Raw genomic sequence first — 23537 nt, forward strand, 5'->3', positions numbered from 1 at the left:
TTATCAATATATTAATAGCATTCATTGTATAGCTACGTATCATGTAGATTAATCAGTTTCATCATGCGCAAACATGTGTCGAGATTTGTAATCGTTTTGGCATGATTCAGTCGTAATTTTTCATTTAGTACCCTTTTAAAGCAAAGATTACTATATATATTTCTTCTATCTTCTATATTTATATTGATCACTTCTAGCATCCTTCGCGCCGCGCACTTAGAAGCGTCTCTATGGTTGTATGATGTGTTATCCATGGGTAATGCTGCGTCACTCTAAAAATAGATACTTCATATACAGTATACAATAGACTTTATGGAGACATATTTCATAGAGATATATACAGTACTGATAGTTTATAATAAAACACACAGTTAATGCTATTCATGCCATCATAATTTATTCAGAGAGAACCATTTTTAAGCAATTAATTGAGCAACTGAAAAATATATTTTTTACAAAAGCAGCATTATGATATTAATACAGTGTGATTGTAATCACATCAAAAACTTTTTAGAAACTTGATAAGGTACTAGAGTGATTAAGTACTAATATTATTTAGTTTTACTAATTTTTCACTGCACTATTAGTAGCCATAAAGTAGCATTTATTACTAAGGCTAGTGACTGCCTAAAATTGCTGCAGACAAAACAGCGCTTGTTATACTAAAGAGATTAATTTAGGCTTTAATGAAGGATTTTTATTTTAGATAAATATTTGACATTTATGTAACCTATAAGCTCCATGCACATGTCGTACTAGCAACGTGTATCCATATTTAGCTATAAACCACGAGATATAATATCATGTTTTATCCAGAACCCTTTGACATTATCGTTATCGGTGGTGGCCATGCCGGAACGGAAGCTTCCATGGCTGCTGCACGTATAGGGAAACGAACATTATTACTAACTCAGAATATCGAGACATTAGGTCAATTATCTTGTAACCCTGCCATTGGTGGTATTGGAAAAGGCCACCTAGTGAGAGAGATAGATGCATTAGGAGGCCTGATGGGGGAAGCTATTGACCAAGCCGGTATTCAATTTAGAATACTCAATGCTAGCAAAGGGCCCGCGGTACGTGCTACTCGAGCTCAAGCTGATCGCCTGCTATATCGTCAAGTAATCTATGCTGCATTAAAAGATCAAGTGAATTTATTAGTACTGCAACAAGCAGTGGAAGATTTGTTAATTAAAGATAATTACATTATTGGTGTATGTACTGAAATAGGTATTAAATTTCGAGCTAAAGCTGTAGTTCTAACTGTTGGCACTTTTCTAGATGGTAAGATTCATATAGGCAAAAAAAACTATCAAGGGGGGCGCGCAGGAGACTCTCCATCTAATGCACTAGCCTGTCGTTTACGAGAACTGCCTATACATGTGAGTCGCCTTAAAACAGGAACACCACCTCGAATTGATGTGAAAAGTATTAATATTAATATCATGCAACCACAACACGGTCATACCCCTTTGCCTGTTTTTTCATTTTTAGGCAATATCAATCAACACCCTCAACAAATTCCTTGTTATATTACACATACTAATGAAAAAACTCATGATATTATTCGTCGAAATCTTCATCGTAGTCCGATGTACAATGGCTCTATTGAGAGCATTGGTCCGCGCTACTGCCCATCGATAGAAGAGAAAATCATACGTTTTCCTGATCGTCATGCACATCAGATATTTTTAGAGCCAGAAGGTTTAACTAGTAATGAAATTTATCCAAATGGTATTTCTACTAGCCTCCCTTTTGATGTTCAGATGGATATGATTCGCTCTATAAATGGAATGCATAATGCAGTGATTATTCGTCCTGGGTATGCTGTAGAATATGATTTTTTTGATCCATGTGATCTTCAAAAAACTCTAGAAAGCAAATATATTCACGGACTATTTTTAGCTGGTCAGATTAATGGCACAACTGGTTATGAGGAAGCCGCAGCACAGGGATTGCTAGCTGGTCTGAATGCAGGACAGTTTATAGATGGTCACAATGGCTGGGTTCCAAGACGTGATCAGGCTTATCTAGGTGTGCTAGTAGATGACTTATGCACTAGAGGAACTACTGAGCCTTATCGTATGTTTACAGCCCGTGCTGAATACCGTCTCATGTTACGAGAAGACAATGCTGATTTAAGGCTAACCGCCATTGGGCGTAAATTTGGCTTGGTTAATGATATTCGTTGGACGCATTTGAATCAAAAACTAGAAAACATTGAAAAAGAGCGCCAGAGGCTCAGAGAGACCAGAGTATTTCCTGACGCACCAAACATCTCTCAAATCAATGCTATCATTAATGGAGAGATCATAAAAGCAACTAATTGTGAAGAACTATTACGACGCCCAGAAGTTACATATCAAAAACTAATACAGTTAGATCAATTTGGGCCTTTGTTATCTGACGCTCAAGCTTCCGAACAGGTAGAGATTCAGATAAAATATGAAGGATATATTCTTCGTCAACAACAAGAAATCAATAAGCACATACAAAATGAAAACACCCCTATTCCCATTCATTTGGATTACACTCAAATAAAAGGACTATCTAACGAAGCATTAGTTAAGCTTATGCGCCACAAACCAGAATCAATTGGTCAAGCATCACGCATATCTGGTATTACGCCAGCGATTATCTCTATTCTACTTATTTTTTTAAAAAAAAGAGGTCTATTACAAACTTTTAATCCAAAATGTTTAAGGAACCCACAATTAGGATAGAGTATTTTCAGCACGAAACCATCAGTAATAGTGACTGATATCTGAAACAGAGATATCTATTACGTTACTGATTTTAAATATATCAGTCTAGTTGAACCTATAACATAATAGATTTAAAGAAATCAATAAAAAATTTTTAATATTATAAATCATTCAGATCATCAATCAAAGTACTTAAGATAATGCATTTTAATCTACATCGGTATGTAACTTAAATGCATGATGATTGCATATATATCTTTATATATTTTATATATTATATATTTTATATATTACCCGTTTAGCTCACATTTAAGCAGGTTTGATAAAAATAAATGGGTAGTATTCAAAAACAAATTATGCTATGATTGGATAGTATTATCGGTAATGCTAATTATTTATTAGAATAATGCTTACTCCTAAACTAGAAAGATATCTTTAACAAGATAATCTTCATTCAAATGAAAAGTATTCTATTGAAAAATTCACTATGTCCTCATAAAATATCCTCATAAAGTTAAATTTTTAATCTATACAAGATTATACATCGTATATACTTACTTAATTAAGTTTTGGAATAGAAAAAGATTCTAAATATTTTCTATTTTAGAGATCATAGAAAAAATTTCTGTATACAATGATCGCAAGAATTAACAACGATCATTATTGACCATTACAGAACGTAAAAAAGATTTAAAGCCTAGCTATTGCGCGTTCTGTTAAAAATTACTAAATCAAACGCCCCAGTAATAATGCACTATTTCATGAGTGCATGAGTATTGTATCATAAGCATTCAGGTTGTATAACCTATAATCGAACATACTTGAAATGCGATGACGTTAGACGTAGAAAGCAGTTATAAGAATCCCCATATTTTAGAAATACTTTTAAACTTGTCTAGATATAAATCTCATCATTATTATTCTCAGGTTCAGATCAAGCATGACAACAAATTATATATTTATTACTGGCGGGGTCGTTTCGTCTCTAGGTAAAGGTATTGTTGCTGGTTCTTTAGCTGCTATTCTAGAAGCACGTGGTTTGCTTGTTACAATTATAAAGCTAGATCCATATATTAACGTTGATCCAGGAACAATCAGCCCAACACAACACGGCGAGGTATTCGTTACTGGTGATGGCGCGGAAACTGATCTAGATCTTGGACACTACGAGCGTTTTATTCGAACCCGAATGGGTCGTCGCAATAACTGTACCACTGGTCGTATTTATGCGGATGTATTACATAAAGAACGACGTGGAGATTACCAGGGGGCAACGGTTCAAGTTATCCCGCATATTACAAATGCCATCAAAGAACAAATTACTGAAGGAGGTGTTGGTTATGGTGTAGTTTTAGTAGAAATTGGAGGCACTGTTGGTGATATTGAATCATTACCATTCTTAGAAGCTATTCGTCAAATGGCAGTGGATCTAGATCGCGCGCATACCATGTACATCCACTTAACTCTAGTTCCATATTTGGCGGTAGCAGGTGAGGTAAAAACCAAACCAACACAGCATTCAGTCAAAGAACTGCTATCCATTGGTATTCAACCAGATGTGCTCATTTGTAGATCTACTTTTAGTGTACCAGTAAATGAATGCAGAAAAATTGCAAGATTTTGTAATGTAGCTGAAAAAGCGGTAATATCTCTTAAAGATGTTGATTCTATTTATAAAATTCCGGGCATGTTGAAATCACAAGGACTAGATGATTACATCTGTAAACATTTTAATTTACATGTACCAGAAGCAGATTTAGGAGAGTGGGAACAAGTTGTTTATGAAGAAGCTAATCCTTGCGGTGAGCTGCATGTAGGAATGGTAGGAAAATATGTTGCACTACCAGATGCTTATAAATCGGTTATTGAAGCTCTAAAACATGCTGGGTTAAAAAATCGTGTAACAGTACACATTGACCTTATTGATTCACAGGATATTGAATCTCGTGGTATAGATCGTTTAAAAGATTTAGATGCTATCCTAATTCCTGGTGGTTTTGGTTGTCGAGGTATACATGGTAAGCTACTCACAGTGCAGTATGCTCGTGAAAATCAAGTTCCTTATCTAGGCATTTGTCTAGGTATGCAACTGGCGGTAATCGAATTTGCTAGAAATGTGGTGCATATGGCAGATGCAAATTCAACAGAATTCTCACCTGCATGTCAATACCCAGTAGTTGCCTTGATTACTGAATGGCATGACTCACAAGGTAATATTATACAGCGCACTGAACAAAGCAATCTCGGTGGTACTATGCGACTAGGAAGTCAGCAATGTCAATTAACCCATCATAGCTTGGCTCATAACTTGTACGGCTCAAAGATGATTATAGAACGTCATCGTCATCGCTATGAGATAAATAAGAATTTTTTAAAGCAAATTAAAGAAGCTGGTTTGCGTGTGACCGGTCATTCCGGAGATAACCAGTTAGTTGAGATTATTGAAATCCCCAGTCATCCCTGGTTTTTGGCATGTCAATTTCATCCAGAATTTACGTCTACACCCAGAGATGGTCATCCACTGTTTATAGGTTTTATACAAGCTGCGTTTCGATATCAAAAAAATTTTAAAAAATAAAACCGATCAAAAGTAAGCTCAGATGTGTTCTGAATAGATGCCATCTGTATAATCATGCAGATATTGTGTATTGTTAATGCTTTTAATTGCATCTATATTGAGGATTAATAATCTATTATGTATAACATCGCTATAAAAAAACCAAGAGGGAATTTAGAAATGTCTAAGATTATTCAAATACTAGCTAGAGAAATTATTGACTCTCGTGGATATCCAACAGTAGAGGTAGAAGCTCACTTAGCGGGAGGCTTTGTAGGTCTTGCGTCCGTGCCTTCTGGAGCGTCTACTGGTTCACATGAAGCACTAGAGTTACGTGATGGCGATGCGCTACGTTTTTTTGGAAAGGGTGTAAGGAAGGCCGTAGATACTGTTAATGGTGTTATTGCTAAAGCTATCAAGGGGCAAAACGCTAGAGACCAGGCTCATATAGATCAGATAATGATCGATCTAGATGGCACAGAGAATAAATCACAGTTTGGTGCTAACGCAATTCTAGCTGTTTCCTTGTCTACTGCTAAAGCTGCCGCAGCTTCCAAAGGGATCCCCTTATACGAGCATATATCAGAGCTTAATGGTACTGCAGGAAAATTCTCCATGCCTTTACCCATGATAAATATCATTAATGGTGGAAAACATGCTAATAATAATTTAGATATACAGGAGTTTATGATTCAACCCGTTAGTGTAAAAACATTCAAAGAAGCAGTGCGTGTCGGATCTGAAATTTTTCACACGCTTGGAGAGATATTGCGTTCAAAAAATATGAGCACCACAGTTGGTGATGAAGGTGGTTATGCTCCTAATATCAAAACCACTGTAGATGCGCTAGAGTTGATTTCTGAAGCAATTCAAGCAGCAGGTTACAAATTGGGTCATGACATCCTTTTAGCATTAGACTGTGCTGCTTCCGAACTATACAAAGACGGTAAGTATATCTTACCTGGAGAAAATCATACAGTGTTTTCTGCAGCAGAGTTTACACACTTTTTAACTGATCTTACTAGACAATATCCTATTGGTTCTATTGAGGATGGCCTGGATGAATCTGATTGGGCTGGATTTTTGTATCAGACACAAGTATTAGGTGATAAAATTCAACTAGTAGGTGATGACTTATTTGCAACTAACACTACTAGATTACAACGCGGTATCCAGCAAGGGATTGGAAACGCTATTCTAATAAAATTAAACCAGATTGGCTCATTAACTGAAACATTATCGGCTATTAAGATGGCTAAAGATGCAGGGTACAGTACCATTATTTCTCATCGGTCTGGTGAAACTGAAGATGTAACTATTGCAGATCTTGCGGTTGGTACTTCCGCAGGGCAAATTAAAACTGGATCCATGAGTCGGTCTGATCGTGTTGCTAAATATAATCAACTCATCCGAATTGAAGAAGCCTTGGGTAATCGCGCACCATTTCATGGCCTTAAAGAAGTAAAACATCGATAATTATGATTACATAATGTTACGTTTATGTATTAATAATATACGTAATGCAACTAAATATTGATAAATGAACTATTTATTTGAGTGTTTTACAAGCTTTAGACGATATATCTTATAAGGGTTGTTTTATACCATATAAGTTTTATAGATACCATATCCTTCATACATATTTAATATGCAAAGGATAATATGTAAGGTAATACCTAATTCTTGTAAATTGCCAACGCAGAATCTATGCGTGGCCTGCCTTCAATAAGACAAGATATGAACACACTATTTAAGATTTCTCATAATTACTTTTTATAGAATGTGAGGCTGTCATAAACAATAATATATATAACGCTTAATACTACTCATGTAGTATAATCGGTATACAGTATGATCGAAACAGATATTTTTAAACTTTATAGGATAAATATAATGATTCATTTAACTGATGTAAATTTTGACACCATTGTTTTAAATACAGAGGGTCTGATACTAGTTGACTTCTGGGCAGAGTGGTGCGGTCCTTGTAAAATACTTTCTCCTATACTGGATGAAATAGCTGTTGAATACAGAAAAAAACTAATAGTTGCGAAATTTAATGTTGAACAAAACCCTGATACTGCACTAAAATATAGTATTCGTAGCATCCCAACTTTACTGCTGTTTAAAAACGGTCTTTTGCTTGACACTAAAGTTGGAGTGCTATCTAAAGGCAACCTTAATGATTTTTTAAACCAACACTGTAGCTAAAAGTGTAAATTTTTCTCTTACAGCTAGACGGTCAGGACTAAGCGTGTTATGGTGAATCATACAACATGATTATACTACCCTTATCCTTATTCCACGTGTAGGATGCGCTCCAGTTTTAGCAGCAAGTCATCTAAGTTTAACCAATATTCAGAAATTTGATGGTTAAGTTTGCTTAGGTTTGTGTTTTCTGACCGTTGCCTCATTTTATATATGTACGTTATGTACGTTATGTACGTTATGTACTTTTCTAAATGCCATCTTTGGGCGCACTTCAAATCTAGGTACTAATATAAACAGGAGTAGATTTTTAATCCGTATGTTGTTTTATTATTAATTATTCGATCTCTACCTCAAGATTAAGAACTAAGAACCCACCATTATGAATCTTACCAACTTAAAGAATACTCTGGTTTCCGATCTCATCATTCTCGGTGAGAATATAGGTCTTGAAAACCTAGCACGTATGCGTAAACAGGATATTATTTTTTCTATACTTAAACAACACGCAAAAAGTGGCGAAGATATCTTCGGACATGGGGTCCTGGAAATATTGCAAGATGGATTCGGTTTTTTACGTTCTAGCGACAGCTCTTATCTTGCTGGTCCCGATGATATCTATGTTTCCCCTAGCCAAATTAGACGCTTTAATCTTCGCACTGGTGATACGATTTCTGGAAAGATTCGCCCACCAAAAGAAGGGGAGCGTTATTTTGCGCTATTAAAAGTAAATGAAGTGAATTATGAAAAACCAGAGAACGCACGAAATAAAATTTTATTTGAAAATCTCACACCATTGCATGCCAATTCGCGTTTGCGTATGGAGCGTGGCAATGGCTCTACTGAAGACTTAACTGCTCGTGTATTAGACTTAGCTGCTCCTATTGGGCGCGGCCAGCGTGGCTTAATTGTTGCCCCACCTAAGGCTGGTAAAACAATATTACTTCAAAATATTGCACAAAGTATTGCTTATAATCATCCTGAGTGTGTTTTAATGGTGCTTCTGATCGATGAACGCCCAGAAGAAGTCACGGAAATGCAACGATTAGTAAAAGGCGAGGTGATAGCATCTACTTTTGATGAACCTGCGTCACGTCATGTACAAGTGTCTGAAATGGTCACTGAAAAAGCAAAACGTTTAGTTGAGCATAAAAAAGATGTTATAATTTTACTTGATTCAATTACGCGCCTAGCACGCGCTTATAATACTATTGTGCCTGCCTCCGGCAAGGTGTTAACTGGAGGAGTTGATGCCAATGCCCTGCATCGACCAAAGCGTTTTTTTGGCGCTGCACGTAATGTAGAAGAGGGTGGTAGTCTAACTATTATCGCCACCGCTTTAGTGGATACTGGTTCTAAAATGGATGAGGTTATCTATGAAGAATTTAAAGGTACTGGGAATATGGAATTGCATTTAGCACGTAAGATTGCTGAGAAACGTGTCTTTCCAGCTATTGATTATAATCGATCTGGGACGCGTAAAGAGGAGTTACTTACGGTTGCGGAAGAGTTGCAAAAAATGTGGATATTACGTAAAATTATTCACCCAATGGGTGAAATTGATGCTATGGAGTTCCTCATGAACAAGTTATCTATGAGCAAAACTAATGATGAATTTTTTGATATGATGAAGCGTTCATAATATATAAGCTCCTTAAATTTTCAGTTCCAGTTCAAAGATAATGTTTAAGTTCAATAATCGACTCGATACAGTTTAAAATTGACACAGCTATCAGTTAACTCCAAAATATGTTCATAAAAAACATGCATAATCAATAGTATTATACATGATCAATCTGTATATCTCTTGACTGATCATGTATTTGTACAGCCAGGAGACCGTTGATTGATATCAACATCATTAATATATCAATTATTATTGATATATTAATGATTATAGATAGATAAATATTACAAGAGTATCTGTTGATTTAGAATAAAAATCCCAATGCTCTCTAATGTCAGGGCATAGACACACATATGCAGCATAGATGCATATTGTAAGAAGAGTAGCCAATCCTTGTTGTATTAAATTTTAAACATCTCGCGCATAACTAAACAAAAAAGCATATTAATCACATTAATCATTTGAGTTCATGTGATTACATATCACTCACTGATACTTGTATGCTATTGGAGGTTATGTAATGACCCCTATATAGTAGGGGGAAATTAGAGATCACTGAACAGATCTATCTAATACCATATAAGTTAAATAAAATATATGAAAATCATTCTTATTTCTGGTAAAATACATAATTTTAGCCCTATGAAAGTTCTAAGGTTTGGTAAGTTTCTATCATTATATTATTTTGAAAGTGCAGAAAATATAGCATTATTAACAGTTCTTAGTTAATGCTAGGGTATATACTACTTCAGTTAACCATCTTAGATTAATTGCATTAAAAAATAAATTAGAATAATTTTATATTTAACATATATATCATATAATAAAATTTATGACGATGCGAACCAATATATCATTAAGACAAAACATCTCTCTGGACCCATCAAGCGATACTTTATTGTATCTAGCTTCAACAAGCATACCGTGTTATACAAGACAGATGTGTCTTGAGACAGGCTCCTAACCAAAATAAGATATCAAGTTATTAAGCGCGAAGTGCAGCTTGTGTAAATACCTTCTTATCGCTCCAACGCAACATCGTGAGACATCCGCCCCAGCAACAACCAGTATCTAACGCAATCACTCCTTTAGGTACTCCTCTACCCGCTAGCGCCGCCCAGTGTCCAAAGATGATAGTATAGTCTTTTGAAATATTTCTTGGCATCCCAAACCATGGCTTTAACGAGGGCATTACCCGATGAGGCAATTCTTTTGAAATCATATCTAGCTGACCACTAGGTAAACAATATCTCATACGTGTTAAGGCGTTGGTGATAAAACGTAATCGTGCCATTCCAGTTAAATGTGGTGACCAATAATTTGGAAAATCCCCATACATTTCATCAAGAAATAGCTGATAGCTGTTAGAGCTCAGTATCAATGCAATTTCGTTTGCACACGTCCTGGCTGTGTTAAGATCCCACTGAGGTGTAATTCCTGCATGAGACATGATGATCTTACGTTCTTCATCAATCTGTACTAAAGGTTGACATCGTAGCCAATCAATTAGTGATCTAATATCATTAGATACCAGTAATGTATTGAGACAATCTTTTGGTTTATTACGACGTTTTCCCGCATAAATTGCTAAAAGATGTAGATCATGATTACCTAAAACTAGCTTAACACACTGACCTAGTCTTTTCACAAAACGCAATACTTCAAGAGAATTCGGACCCCTGGCAACTAAATCGCCGGTTAACCACAACTGATCGGTATCAGGATTGAATTTTACTTGAGCTAGTAATAACTGTAACTCATTATAACAACCATGAATATCACCAATAAAGTAAGTGCTCATATATTAACCAGCAGACTAAAATATGTGTAACTAGGTAAGTTATACCTTGTTTGCTCAATAGAGTTTATGACAAAATAACCATAAATCATATCAATATCGACTTATTAATCTAGTGTTGTATTATTTAAAAATTTCACTTGCATTGAATGGTCCATACATACTATAGCAATTACTATTTGGTTATGTGTGTGCATGCATGCTGTTTCTGAAAATCTACTAGAATCTTATGTTTTTGAATTTTTAAAAACAACAACCTCTAACATTTGGTTTGGAGTTATGAGAATCAGCACGCCCTCATAACAAAAAAGTAATATCCAAACAAATCTGCTCTACTCTAGAGATACTCAAGACTTCTAAGATAAAATCTAGTACTGTATGATTAAAATATGAGTATTTAAAAACTATCTATAGTATTGCACTCAGCTTGAGCAATATTAAATAGCGCTGTATGTTGGTATATCTATAGTAAATATTCTGTAGAAAACAGGATAACTGCCTGGATATTATCTAATATTAGTACTTTCTAATAATTACATGTAACGGTTGTTGGATGGTTTATTCTGATCGATACAATAGGCACAAATATTACCTGACCTACATGCCAAGATCTTCAAAAAGTACCCAGGCAATATCGAGAAGAGATTATGCTTTTATTTTACGATCTACTATACGTCATTGATCTCTAGATTTTTATTCTCAAATGTATCGATTTATAGTGATAACGCTGCCAAGAAATAAAACCTGGGTATACATCAAACCTCATAATAATGCAGAGATTTTCACATACCTCATAATAAGGATGTATTATTTTATTTTTATTGCGCTTAGATCTGCTGTGACTCGTTACAGGAAATAAACAAGACTTTTATGCTTGCTAAAACCTTACATTACGCAAAAGGTTAATAATGTTTACCAATCAGCAGAGACGCTCCTTAATACGTGCTGCCTTACCAGTACGCTCACGGAGATAGTATAATTTTGCTTTACGCACAGAACCACGACGTTTAATGATAATGCCGTGAATCATAGAAGAATGAGTTTGAAAAACGCGCTCAACACCTTCTCCACTAGCTATCTTGCGAACTGTAAATGCAGAGTTCAATCCACGATTGCGAATAGCAATTACAACGCCCTCGAAGGCTTGTAGACGTTTTTTTATGCCTTCAAACACCCATACTGTAACTTCTACAGAGTCGCCAGAACGGAAGGAAGGTATATTTTTCTTAAGCTGTTCTTTTTCGATTTGTTGCAGTATGCCACTCATTATGTCACCATAATTTTAAGTTAGTGAATCGTTTAACATAGGATTGTTCTTATATTATAGTTTTTTTAATTTTAGGTGCTCACCCTGGCATTCCCTCAGTAAAGACTCTTGCTCTTGACTAAGCTCTAGATTTACCAGCAATTCCGGCCTACGCAGCCAAGTACGTAGTATTGACTGCTTCATCCGCCAGCGTTTAATATTATCGTGATCTCCTGATAATAAAACAGGCGGCACTTCCTGACCTTCTGATATTTTTGGCCTGGTATAGTGTGGGTGATCTAGCAAACCATTAACAAAAGAATCTTGTTTGGCTGAAGATTTTTTACCTAAAACACCAGGTAAAAGACGAGAAATTGCATCAATAAGCGTCATAGCTGGTAATTCCCCTCCGCTTAGTACATAGTCTCCAACAGACCATTCTTCATCGATATCGCTTTGAATAATACGCTCGTCAATTCCTTCATAGCGACCACAGACTAAAATTAATTTTTGATAGTTTGCGAGTTTTGATACCCCGTACTGATCAAGCTTATAACCCTGAGGTGATAAATAGATCACCTTTGCACCTACGCCTGCCGCTTCTTTGGCAGCTTGGATGCTATCTCTTAATGGTTGTACTGTCATTAACATCCCTGGACCACCACCATAAACGCGTTTATCTACAGTACAATGCCTATCATGCGTGAAATCACGTGGATTCCAGCTCTTAAAGCTAATACGACCGTTTTTAATTGCCCGACCAGTTACTCCATGCTCGGTAATAGCGTAAAACATTGCAGGAAAAAGACTTATCACACCAATCCACATATGTTTCTCTAGAATGCAATCTTGGTATAAGATGATAAAAATTGTCTCATTAACACTCTGTGCTCCAGTCTACAGAAATTATGCGAGTCATAAGATTAACGTCCTTAATTACTATTCTCTCAATAAATGGAATCAATCTCTCTCTTGTATGGCGATTGTCTTGTAAATTGGCATGCACGATAAGCACGTCATTTGCACCGGTTTCAATGATTTGTACAACTTTACCTAATGCATGGCGTTCTGTATTGATAACTTGGCAGCCAACAAGATCTTTCCAGTAAAAGTCACCATCCTGCAGTACTGGTAGGCTTTCTGAATCTATAATTAATTCATAGTTAGTGAGTCTCTCTGTTACGTTATTACGATTCTCAATTCCCTTTACTTTAATAATTAATTGATTTTTATACTTCTTCCATTTTTCTAGCTCAAGTAGATGCCATTGACCACCTCTCTGAATAAACCAGGGTTGATAATGGATCATGCTTGTAACCACCTCGGTATAAGAAGAAACTTTTAACCAACCATAAACACCATAAGGGGGACCCATCATTCCTATGCTTAATGGGTTGAAGGGAGGCTGGACACTCATGGGTTGTGTCATGTTGAGCGCTTGACGCGATCATCCTGTGTTTTTATTTTTTTTATTAGTTTATACACCCTATTAGATAAGCGTGCGCCTTGACTGATCCAGAGGTGAATACGCTCTAAATCTAAATGCAATGGCTCGGCATTACCCGATGCAATGGGATTAAAAAATCCTACCCGCTCAATAAAGCGACCATCACGTGCATTACGATTATCTGTAACAACAACTTGATAAAATGGACGCTTCTTTGCCCCATGACGTGCTAAACGAATTATTACCATAACAATTCTCCATACTGAGACAATGATTTAGCCTTATTATTATACATAATAAGGCATAGAACTATATTCTACTCGTATAAATTTTGAGTGACTGATGCATTATCTCAAACCTTATATTACACAAAATTACATATTAATTATTATTAATAACAGTCAATTTTATTCAGTCTTAATGTAATCTACATTACACCTGGCCTTGCACGATAGGTATATAAAATATATATAGATATATAAAATCTCTAATTCTAATATCCATTGAAATGAATATTTCACATATGTACGGTTCTTAACCTAGCTGTTTACGAGCATTACGAAAAATACGTATCCAGGGTCCATCGATTCCCCATTCTAGTGGATGCCACGAATGAGTAATGGTACGGTATACGCGCTCTGGGTGCGGCATCATAATCGTAACGCAACCACTCTCGTTAGTTACCGCAGTGATTCCGCGTGGCGAACCATTGGGGTTGGCTGGATATTTCTCAGTTATTTTACCAAAATTATCAACAAAACGTAACGCTACTAACCTTTTGTTTTCTAAATGTTTTAGCTGAAGCGCGCTGCCCATCTCTGCATAACCTTCAGCATGCGCTACTACAATAGGAATTCGTGAGCCACTCATACCATCTAATAAAAGTGATACAGTACTTTCAACCTCTACTAAACTAAATCGGCTTTCAAAGCGTTCTGATTGATTACGAACAAAACGAGGCCAGGCTGTGCTGCCTGGTATAAGTTCACGAAGATTAGAGAGCATTTGGCAGCCATTGCATACACCTAACGTCAACGTTTGTTGGCGCTGAAAGAATGCTGTAAATTCGTCTCTCAAAAAATTATTGAATAAAATTGACTTAGCCCATCCTTCACCTGCACCAAGTGCATCGCCATATGAAAAACCTCCACACGCGACTAAAACGTGAAAATCCTGTAAACGGTGACGACCTGACAACAGATCACTCATGTGAACATCAATTACCTCAAATCCAGCTTCATAAAACGCAGCAGCCATCTCAACATGAGAATTAACACCCTGTTCACGCAAAACTGCTACTTTAGGTTTAATCCCAGTAGAAATTAATAGAGAGACAATGTCTTCTTGCGGATCAAAGGTAAGTACAACATTGAGTCCTGGATCCTGAGTATTCAGTTTACCTGTATGCTCTTCATCCGCGCAGTCCGGGTTATCACGAAGACGCTGGATCTGCCAGGTCGTTTCCGCCCACCAAGCACGTAAAGTAGATCGACTTTGACTATAAATTATTGATGAACCTCGAGAAATTCTGAAGCAATCACCGCTTGTAGCTTTTCCTAAGAGATGCACACAAGAGCTCAATTGATGATCCGCTAGAATTTTTCTCACCGAATGTATATCAGTAGTAGCTATCTGAATGACTGCGCCAAGCTCTTCATTAAAGAGCACCGCCAAATTATCGTGATCAAGACTGGCAATATCAATCTCCATCCCGCAATGTCCAGAAAAGGTCATTTCTGCAAGTGTCATGAATAGTCCGCCGTCTGATCGATCATGATAGGCAAGAATATACCCCTTGAAAAGAAGTTCCTGGACGGCAGTCCAAAAATTTGCTAATTGCTGTACATTGCGTATATCTGCAGTGTGAGCTCCTAACTGACGGTAAACTTGTGATAAAGCCGTAGCACCTAAAGCGTTATGACCATTTCCTAGATCAATAAGTAACAGTGTATTATCACAAATCTTGAGTTGTGGTGTTACCGTTTTTCGTATGTCCTCTACACGAGAAAAAGCAGTAATGACTAGGGACAAAGGTGAGGTAACCTCATGCTCTATATTGTCCTGATTCCAGTAAGTTTTCATAGACATTGAATCTTTACCTACTGGAATGGTAATGCCAAGCTCTGGACATAATTTCTCGCTAATCTCTTGTACTGCAGAGTAGAGCCCCGCCTCTTCACCTGGATGACCAGAAGCAACCATCCAATTTGCCGATAATTTTATACGCGACATAGAGCCGATGTATGTTGTAACAATATTAGTAATAGCCTCACCAACGGCTAATCTAGCAGAAGCCACAAAGTTTAATAAGGCAACTGGAGTGCGTTCGCCAATCGCCATTGCTTCACCATAATAACAATCTCGTGATAAGCTAGCGCTAGTTACCGCACAATTAGCTACTGGAATCTGCCATGGGCCTATCATTTGATCACGAGTAACCATACCACCAATAGAACGATCACAGATCGTAACTAAAAACGTCTTCTCTGCCACTGCAGGTAAATGTAATATACGGTATACTGCATCAGGAATAGATATATCATCGCGAATAAGTTGTTTACCTATTACTTGAAAACTTGAAACAGTACGTATCATCGTAGGCGTATGACCTAACAAAAGATCAACTGGAATGTCAATTACGGTAGTACCAAAATAGCTGTCAAACAGCGATATGTGTCTCTCTTGAATGGCCTCTCCAATTACTGAGTATGGTGCACGTTCACGCCTGCATATTGCATCGAAAAGTGAGATGCTTTGACTATGAATCGCTATAAGATAACGTTCCTGTGACTCGTTACACCAGATTTCTAATGGACTCATACCGGGTTCACTATTCAGGATTGCACGTAAATTAAATTTTCCACCACATTGAGCATGGTGCATCATTTCTGGCACAGCATTAGAGAGTCCGCCCGCTCCTACGTCATGAATCGATAAAATTGGGTTATCTGGTCCTAATTGCCAACAACGATCAATCACTTCTTGACATCGACGCCCCATTTCCGGATTTTCACGCTGAACAGATGAAAAATCATGATCTGAATTAGATTGTCCAGCGGTCACTGAAGAAGTTGTACCGCCACCTAATCCGATATTCATTGCCGGTCCACCCAAGACGATGATCTTAGCACCCGTCGTAATTATATCTTTTTCTACATGGTCTGCGCGAATATTCCCCATACCCCCCGCTAGCATAATAGGCTTGTGATAACCACGTATTTCCTTGCCATTGTGGCTATCAACCCTTTCCTCATAAGTGCGAAAGTAGCCATTAAGTATAGGTCGACCAAATTCATTGTTAAATCCTGCCCCACCAAGTGGAGCTTCAATCATGATATCTAATGCGCTAAAAATAGCATTTGGTTTACCGAAGTTCTCCTCCCATGGCTGCTCAAATCCTGGAATGCGTAAATTTGATACCGAAAATCCTAAAAGTCCAGATTTAGGTTTTGCCCCTCGCCCAGTAGCGCCTTCATCACGAATTTCACCACCGGAACCAGTTGCAGCTCCTGGCCATGGAGAAATTGCTGTAGGGTGATTATGCGTTTCTACTTTCATGACAATATGTGTCATTTCTTGATGATAGCGATACAACCCTTCTGAATCAGAATAAAATCGACCAATGTCGTACCCCTGCATAACTGCTGCATTATCTTCGTAAGCAGATATAACATGATCTGGGGTTTTCTTGAGAGTATTTTTGATCATTTGAAATAATGATTTAGCCTGTTTTGTACCATCAATAATCCACTTCGCATTAAAGATTTTATGACGACAGTGTTCAGAATTAGCTTGAGCAAACATATATAGCTCAATATCTGTCGGATTTCTGCCTAGTTTATTAAACGCATCCATTAGATAATCGATTTCACTATCGGACAAAGCAAGACCAAGCCTCATGTTGGTCTTTACTAAAACATCTCGCCCTAAGCTAAGAATATCGATAATTTTTAACGAGGTTTTAGCGGGCCTTGAAAATAAACATTCGGCTTGACACATATCAGTTAAAACAGTTTCTGTCATGCGGTCATGCAATAATATCGATAGCTCGCGCCACTGATATTGTGACAATTTAGGAGATTGAATATAAAAAGCCTTACCGCGTTCTAAACGTAGAATCTGAGTTAAGGAGCAGTTTTTAACAAGATCAGTAGCTTTTGAAGACCATGCTGAAATAGTTCCTGGGCGTGGAGTGACTAGAATCATATGCCCTTGCAGGCTCTTCTGAGCTGCAGAAGGTCCATAACATAAAAGGCGCTGCAGGAGTGTTTTTTGATCTATAGTAAGTGGCTCACTTACATGGATAAAATGAATATATTCAGTATGAATCTCTTTGATTGGGAGACAGGCTTCCTGACAGTCTCGAAGTAATTTTTTTACCCCACTTACCGCTAGAGCGGTAGGGCCACGTAGAATTTCCATCATAGTGAACGATCTCTTGTATGTCAGAGCTGTCTAGTGTCTAGACTGGTGCATAGAACAAAGCATGTTATATTATAGAATTTTCACTAGGCTTCAAAACATTGATTACTACTTCAATGCATTGATTACTACTTCAATATACCTTTCAGACTATGTAATATGAAAGGTATTACAATATTTGAGTTATCTTTAATGCATTGATATTCAGTAGTAATAATTGTAACTGATTCTAATTAGAACGAGATTTATGTTAATCTAATTTTTTACATTTCATAGAGTAAAAATTTTTTATATAAATTATACATAATATGTATTACATATCAGTACATAATATGTATTACATATAAGTAATAACTGTTATGAAAATTTTTAATTATATTAAATGAATATCATCCAATAAAATTATTGCACAACTATTACAGCGTGATCAGTAACGCTCAGCTGCTGATTAGCATCAATAACTAATTGTCCTCATGATGTTAAAACTCTCGTGGCGAATGTTATCATAATATGCATCACACAATAGCTATTATTCAATTTTTAGTAAGTAGTAAGCTCATTTTAATAAGCTAACTAATATTTACTCTGAGAGAAAGACGTTATACAGTATCAAGAAGATAAGATCTGTATCATTATCTAATGCTTGATGCATCATATAGTGTACCACAGTATTATTACGCAGTACCTTCAGATTGTTGTATAAATTTTTTTTTATTCTTACTATCTATGCCTATTACATACTTATATCGTAATCTATACCATGCGGTATAGATTACGATATAAAAGGTCAAGTGACATCTGATCTCAATTAAGCCAGAGCACAATGGTAATGAAATTATAATTTATCGTATAGTCTTTTATGACATTGTCAATTCAAGCAAAAAAAATACTACATATCTTCAATCTCTATGCATATCTGCATACACATCTAGACCATATACATGTAAATATGCATACATAATATTTTTTAGCATGACTTAATAAGTATATACTAAGGATAGTGCCATAGCTGTAATAGATTTCACCATAAACTGGTTTACATATAAATTGCGTACTGAAGCATTTAGAATAGGCTTAGATTAACGAATCTCTTAGTGCGCCTTGTGATTTCCATTGGTCGCATAATATAATTATATTATATCACGATAATGGCATCTCACTGAACACGCAGACATACGTTTAGCTATGTGAGCTTACGGATTAATAAATTGTAATTGACATAATTTAAATAAGTAACGCATCTATATAATCTAAATATGCTTTTCTTAGAGAGATAGCATATTAATACTATACTTAAAATGTTACTCTATAACAACGTCTCAATCACAACCTAGTGATTCACTTTATACCAATTAATGCCTTACAGAAAATATTCTGAAATAATAATCATTAGTGGCTCTTAATATCAAGTTTGTGTATCACGATATCAAATTATCTTAATAATGACATCCGTATCATCTAAGTGTGCTACGCGTACTACTTGCTACTCTATCCTTCTAACCCATGCATTTAAGAAGGAGATACTCTCAAGCTAAATAGGATTTTTATTGCTTGGGTTCTTTTCTGTTCTTCTCTGGTCAAAAAAATCATGTAGCATGCTTGAGCATTGTTCTGATAATATGCCATAGGTAACTTGAACATAATGATTTATCACGGGGGATCCTAAAATTTTAAAACAGGAACTAGACGGACTCGTTTTTGTGTCATAAGCTCCACACACTAATCGACTAATGCGACTGCAAATTATTGCACCAGTACACATTATGCAGGGCTCCAGGGTGACATATAGAGTTGACTTTAGGAGACGATAGTTTTGCAGGGTTTTGCCTCCGTGTCTTAGCGCAATAATTTCAGCATGCGCTGTTGGGTCATTAGACCTAATGGGCTGATTCCATCCTTCACCGATAATCTGATTGTATAGTACTAGCACAGCGCCAACGGGAACTTCACCTTGATTCTTCGCTTCGCTTGCTAGCAAGATAGCACGCTTCATCCAGTATTCATCAGGATAATAGGCCAACTCTGATTCTCCAAAAATTTTTAGATCATCTCATGCATAGAGACCTGGGGTCTAGGTAAAACTGCTTGCACGAGAAAATCCAATGTTTACATTATTGCTATAAACATAGTGCTGCTGGATTTTGAAAATCACACATAGCAGTGTATACAGCATTGATGATATCATTTGAGCGGCATAAACATATTTAGCACACCTAGACAATGCTATGGTTTTCTCATGCGATAAAGCATATATACAACCACAAAATAGCTCTAGTACACTCATTAAATGCTAGAATGACAGCTGATCATATATATACTTAACCTAGTCATCACAAAACACCAAATAGTCTTAGTAACATTAGCACTAATTGAATAATATAAGATAATACTAGGCGTAAGAATTCCTATGTAAGCGTATCAAAGATTAAAGCAAAAATAATTAATTGCTATCTTTAGGTAGTAGCTATGACAAGAATCAAACGATGAACGAGAAAAACTCATAATAGCCAATGATTTTATTCTAAGCGTATATTTTGTAGAATTTCTGAAACTATCTATAATCGTTAACATAATCACATGTACAGTCAATTTCTTTATACATTGTTATATATATGTTATATACAATATCCTTATTTTATAATAATACATAGAGCATGTAATCTAGCCCTACAGTATCTTCCACGTCTCTGGTAGCAACAGCGATTATTACCAGAAACATCGCAGATACTGTAGTAATACAGTACATCATAGTTACTCTTATTCTTAGCGGCTCATCAAAAAGTATGAATGGTCAAGACCCATGAAGTTTAAACGATTTTATTTGTATAATTTTATCGACTGGAATTATATAGCGCCGCGCTTCTATATATAGTTAGTTAGTTAGTTAGCAATACATTGATGTTAGTTGGTAATAATTGGTTAATCTTGATGTATATAGTTAGTTAGTATTGTGTCTAAGTTTCTATGAGGTTCTATAATTTTATCTTATGATGTGTTATTTTAAGCAAAACAGAATACTACTCTATTTAAGATTGTCCAGATGTTTTCTATACAAGAAAACCTGGCTAACATGCCTATGTTTGGTGTGTTCTTTTGCTAAAACCTAGGGTGTTATTAAAATTAAAGTGTCTGAAGTTAATCCCTATGGGTATACATAGATAATATCTATATTAAGCATTATTAGGGTAAGTTCTATAGGTATTAACTATATACGCAATACTAATTCAGAGAAAATTTCAAACATAGCCAACTATAGCCAACTTACGTGAAACATTTTAATACATGCTATTATAACTATGATTGATCTTAATCTTAGTTAAGATAAATTAGGATACTCGTGCTTATATGGGTTAAAAGAGGCGTGTTAACCCATTTCAATATTCTGCGTATATTTAATATACTTAATAAACATCAAAATAGATCATGCATACATTGTATATATTGTATATATAAAATATTAAGCACATATTGTATATTCTGAGTTAATAAAGATACATGCTTTGATTATCTTCCGTATTCGTTCATCTCATTAGTTAAACTCATTAGACGTTCTTTAGATTGTGCAATATTCTGTTCATTTAATGCAAAGAGTGCTAAATACGTATATTTAAAGAGCACTAAATACGTATATTTAATGCAAGAGTACTAAATACGTATCGTGTAGTAGTAGAAATGGGACATCTATCCATGGCGCGTGATCAACTAAAAAAGACCGCTAGCTGGGCTGCACTAAAATACGTTAGATCTGGAACTATTGTTGGCGTAGGTACTGGCTCAACCACTGCACACTTTATTGATGCTTTGGCATCTATAAAGCATCAGATTGCTGGTGCAGTATCTAGTTCAGAGTCTTCAAGCGTTAGACTTAAATCATACGGCATCCCTGTTTTTGATCTTAATGATGTTCACCTGCTACCTCTGTATGTTGATGGTGCAGATGAAATCAATGATCAGTTACAAATGATTAAGGGAGGCGGAGCAGCATTAACGCGAGAGAAGATCATTGCAGCTGTTGCTGATTGTTTTGTTTGCGTTGCAGATACTTCAAAGAGGGTAGAGAAACTAGGTCGAGCCCCTCTTCCAATAGAAGTGATCCCGATGGCGCGTTCTTATATATCTCGTCAACTCATAAGGCTTGGGGGGTGGCCGAAACACCGACAGAACGTGATAACTGATAACGGTAATGTTATTCTTGACGTATATCACCTAGATATGAGTGATCCCATTCAGTTAGAAAAAGCAATCAAAGCCTTGACAGGTGTGGTTACAGTCGGATTATTTGCTGAACGTGGAGCTGATGTAGCCCTTATTGGCACTACCCATGGAGTTAGCATACTCCAGAAGATTTTTTTGCAGAACACTCAAGACTAATGACATTAAGAATGTGCTATCATAAAGCACAAGATTGCTATTTCATGTGCCACTGCTTATATATGTTTATAGTTAAAGATAAATGTATACTACCTTACATAGATCAACTTCTTTATACAGTAATAGCTATTCAGTAATAGCTATTCAAAACATTCTGTTTTGTTATCCACTATTATTGATAATGATAAATGGTTTATAGTATAACCAAAAAGGTTTTTAGTATAACCAAAAAAGAGTGATAACCCAACTATTATAGTAATTCCAATGAATAATCCTTATTTAGTTTTTCCTGATTTTGATCCAGTAATTATCGCACTTGGACCAGTGTCACTGCACTGGTATGGATTGATGTATGTAATAAGCTTTACATTAGTTCGATTTATAGCATTTAGAAGAGTGACTCAATACAAAAATTTTTTGCTTAAAAAGAACATAGATGATCTGCTATATATTGGTTTTTTCGGGGTTTTGATTGGTGGTCGACTGGGGTATATGCTATTTTATAATCTTCCTATTTTACTCAGTGATCCTATATCTATCCTGAAAATATGGCATGGAGGTATGTCATTTCATGGGGGTTTAATAGGAGTCATAATAGGCATGTGGATATTCTCTAATCGAACACGGCGTCATTTTTTTCAAGTATCTGATTTTATCGCACCTCTCATTCCCCTTGGTTTAGGTGCGGGAAGACTAGGAAACTATATTAATGGTGAACTGTGGGGAAGAGTGAGCCCTGATTTACCATGGGCTATGCTATTTTCTGGATCCTATAATGAAGACATTAAAATAGCAGCTACTCATCCAGAGTGGCAGAAGCTAATATTAAATTATGGAGTACTACCACGTCACCCCTCTCAGTTATACGAGGCCATATTAGAAGGTCTTTTGTTATTTCTCATTTTAAATTTATTTATTTTTACTCGATCTCGCCCTCTTGGTGCCGTGTCTGGATTATTCTTGATTGGCTATAGTGTATCTCGAATTATTGTAGAGCTATTTCGAGAACCTGATCCGCAACTTGGTTTATTTTATGGTATTAGTATGGGGCAAGTTCTCTCTATGCCCATGACAATTGCAGGGATTCTAATTATGATTTGGGCATATCGTTATCATCGTATAACAACAGATGACCACTAAGCATCTAATAATCCTG

The 23537-nt window shown here is 36.2% G+C and carries 14 protein-coding genes; 7 read left to right on the plus strand and 7 right to left on the minus strand.

Features of this window, described 5'->3' with window-relative positions; genetic code table 11:
• Nucleotides 1–803: 803 nt before the first annotated feature.
• The 5 genes from mnmG to rho all read left to right on the plus strand — a co-directional run bounded on the left by mnmG (nucleotide 804) and on the right by rho (nucleotide 9112).
• Entirely contained in the window at nucleotides 804–2723 is a 1920-nt protein-coding gene (gene mnmG, locus CIPSTX3056_RS00005) for a tRNA uridine-5-carboxymethylaminomethyl(34) synthesis enzyme MnmG (RefSeq protein WP_072665935.1), read from the plus strand.
• A 922-nt stretch (nucleotides 2724–3645) separates the two neighbouring features.
• Nucleotides 3646–5283 carry a CTP synthase gene (locus tag CIPSTX3056_RS00010; RefSeq protein WP_072665936.1) on the plus strand — a complete coding sequence of 546 codons (1638 nt, stop codon included), beginning with the start codon at nucleotides 3646–3648 and terminating at the stop codon, nucleotides 5281–5283.
• Nucleotides 5284–5442: 159 nt separating this feature from the next.
• Nucleotides 5443–6738, plus strand: coding sequence for a phosphopyruvate hydratase (gene eno / locus CIPSTX3056_RS00015; protein ID WP_072666506.1), 1296 nt, complete (start codon nucleotides 5443–5445; stop codon nucleotides 6736–6738).
• A gap of 417 nt (nucleotides 6739–7155) precedes the next feature.
• Nucleotides 7156–7473 carry a thioredoxin TrxA gene (gene trxA, locus CIPSTX3056_RS00020; protein WP_414835982.1) on the plus strand — a complete coding sequence of 106 codons (318 nt, stop codon included), beginning with the start codon at nucleotides 7156–7158 and terminating at the stop codon, nucleotides 7471–7473.
• 379 nt (nucleotides 7474–7852) lie between these two features.
• Nucleotides 7853–9112, plus strand: a complete 1260-nt coding sequence (gene rho / locus CIPSTX3056_RS00025; RefSeq protein ID WP_072665938.1) for a transcription termination factor Rho — start codon at nucleotides 7853–7855, stop codon at nucleotides 9110–9112.
• Between the two features lie 970 nt (nucleotides 9113–10082).
• Here rho and apaH read toward each other — a convergent pair.
• The 7 genes from apaH to tadA form a co-directional block, all read right to left on the minus strand.
• Nucleotides 10083–10898 carry a bis(5'-nucleosyl)-tetraphosphatase (symmetrical) ApaH gene (gene apaH, locus CIPSTX3056_RS00030; RefSeq protein WP_072665939.1) on the minus strand — a complete coding sequence of 272 codons (816 nt, stop codon included), beginning with the start codon at nucleotides 10896–10898 and terminating at the stop codon, nucleotides 10083–10085.
• A gap of 916 nt (nucleotides 10899–11814) precedes the next feature.
• Nucleotides 11815–12162: a 50S ribosomal protein L19 gene (gene rplS, locus CIPSTX3056_RS00035; protein WP_072665940.1), complete on the minus strand. Its 348-nt coding sequence runs from the start codon at nucleotides 12160–12162 to the stop codon at nucleotides 11815–11817.
• Nucleotides 12163–12216: 54 nt separating this feature from the next.
• Nucleotides 12217–12969, minus strand: coding sequence for a tRNA (guanosine(37)-N1)-methyltransferase TrmD (trmD, locus tag CIPSTX3056_RS00040; RefSeq protein ID WP_072665941.1), 753 nt, complete (start codon nucleotides 12967–12969; stop codon nucleotides 12217–12219).
• A gap of 49 nt (nucleotides 12970–13018) precedes the next feature.
• The gene (gene rimM / locus CIPSTX3056_RS00045) at nucleotides 13019–13570 is read right to left on the minus strand and encodes a ribosome maturation factor RimM (protein ID WP_072665942.1); all 552 of its coding nucleotides are present in this window, start codon (nucleotides 13568–13570) and stop codon (nucleotides 13019–13021) included.
• Complete coding sequence (rpsP, locus tag CIPSTX3056_RS00050) at nucleotides 13567–13836, minus strand: 30S ribosomal protein S16 (RefSeq protein WP_072665943.1); 270 nt, start codon at nucleotides 13834–13836, stop codon at nucleotides 13567–13569. Before rpsP ends, rimM begins: the two co-directional genes overlap by 4 nt.
• A gap of 286 nt (nucleotides 13837–14122) precedes the next feature.
• Entirely contained in the window at nucleotides 14123–18013 is a 3891-nt protein-coding gene (gene purL, locus CIPSTX3056_RS00055; protein WP_072665944.1) for a phosphoribosylformylglycinamidine synthase, read from the minus strand.
• 1528 nt (nucleotides 18014–19541) lie between these two features.
• Nucleotides 19542–20030 (minus strand): tRNA adenosine(34) deaminase TadA, encoded by a 489-nt coding sequence (gene tadA / locus CIPSTX3056_RS00060; RefSeq protein ID WP_125918796.1) that lies wholly within the window; start codon nucleotides 20028–20030, stop codon nucleotides 19542–19544.
• A 1667-nt stretch (nucleotides 20031–21697) separates the two neighbouring features.
• Here tadA and rpiA point away from each other — a divergent pair.
• The gene (gene rpiA, locus CIPSTX3056_RS00065) at nucleotides 21698–22381 is read left to right on the plus strand and encodes a ribose-5-phosphate isomerase RpiA (RefSeq protein WP_072666507.1); all 684 of its coding nucleotides are present in this window, start codon (nucleotides 21698–21700) and stop codon (nucleotides 22379–22381) included.
• A gap of 264 nt (nucleotides 22382–22645) precedes the next feature.
• Nucleotides 22646–23521, plus strand: a complete 876-nt coding sequence (gene lgt / locus CIPSTX3056_RS00070) for a prolipoprotein diacylglyceryl transferase (RefSeq protein WP_072665946.1) — start codon at nucleotides 22646–22648, stop codon at nucleotides 23519–23521.
• Nucleotides 23522–23537 lie beyond the last annotated feature (16 nt).

Origin of the sequence: Candidatus Erwinia haradaeae (genome assembly GCF_900698965.1) — a bacterium.
Classification (GTDB): Bacteria; Pseudomonadota; Gammaproteobacteria; order Enterobacterales; family Enterobacteriaceae; genus Erwinia_E; species Erwinia_E haradaeae_A.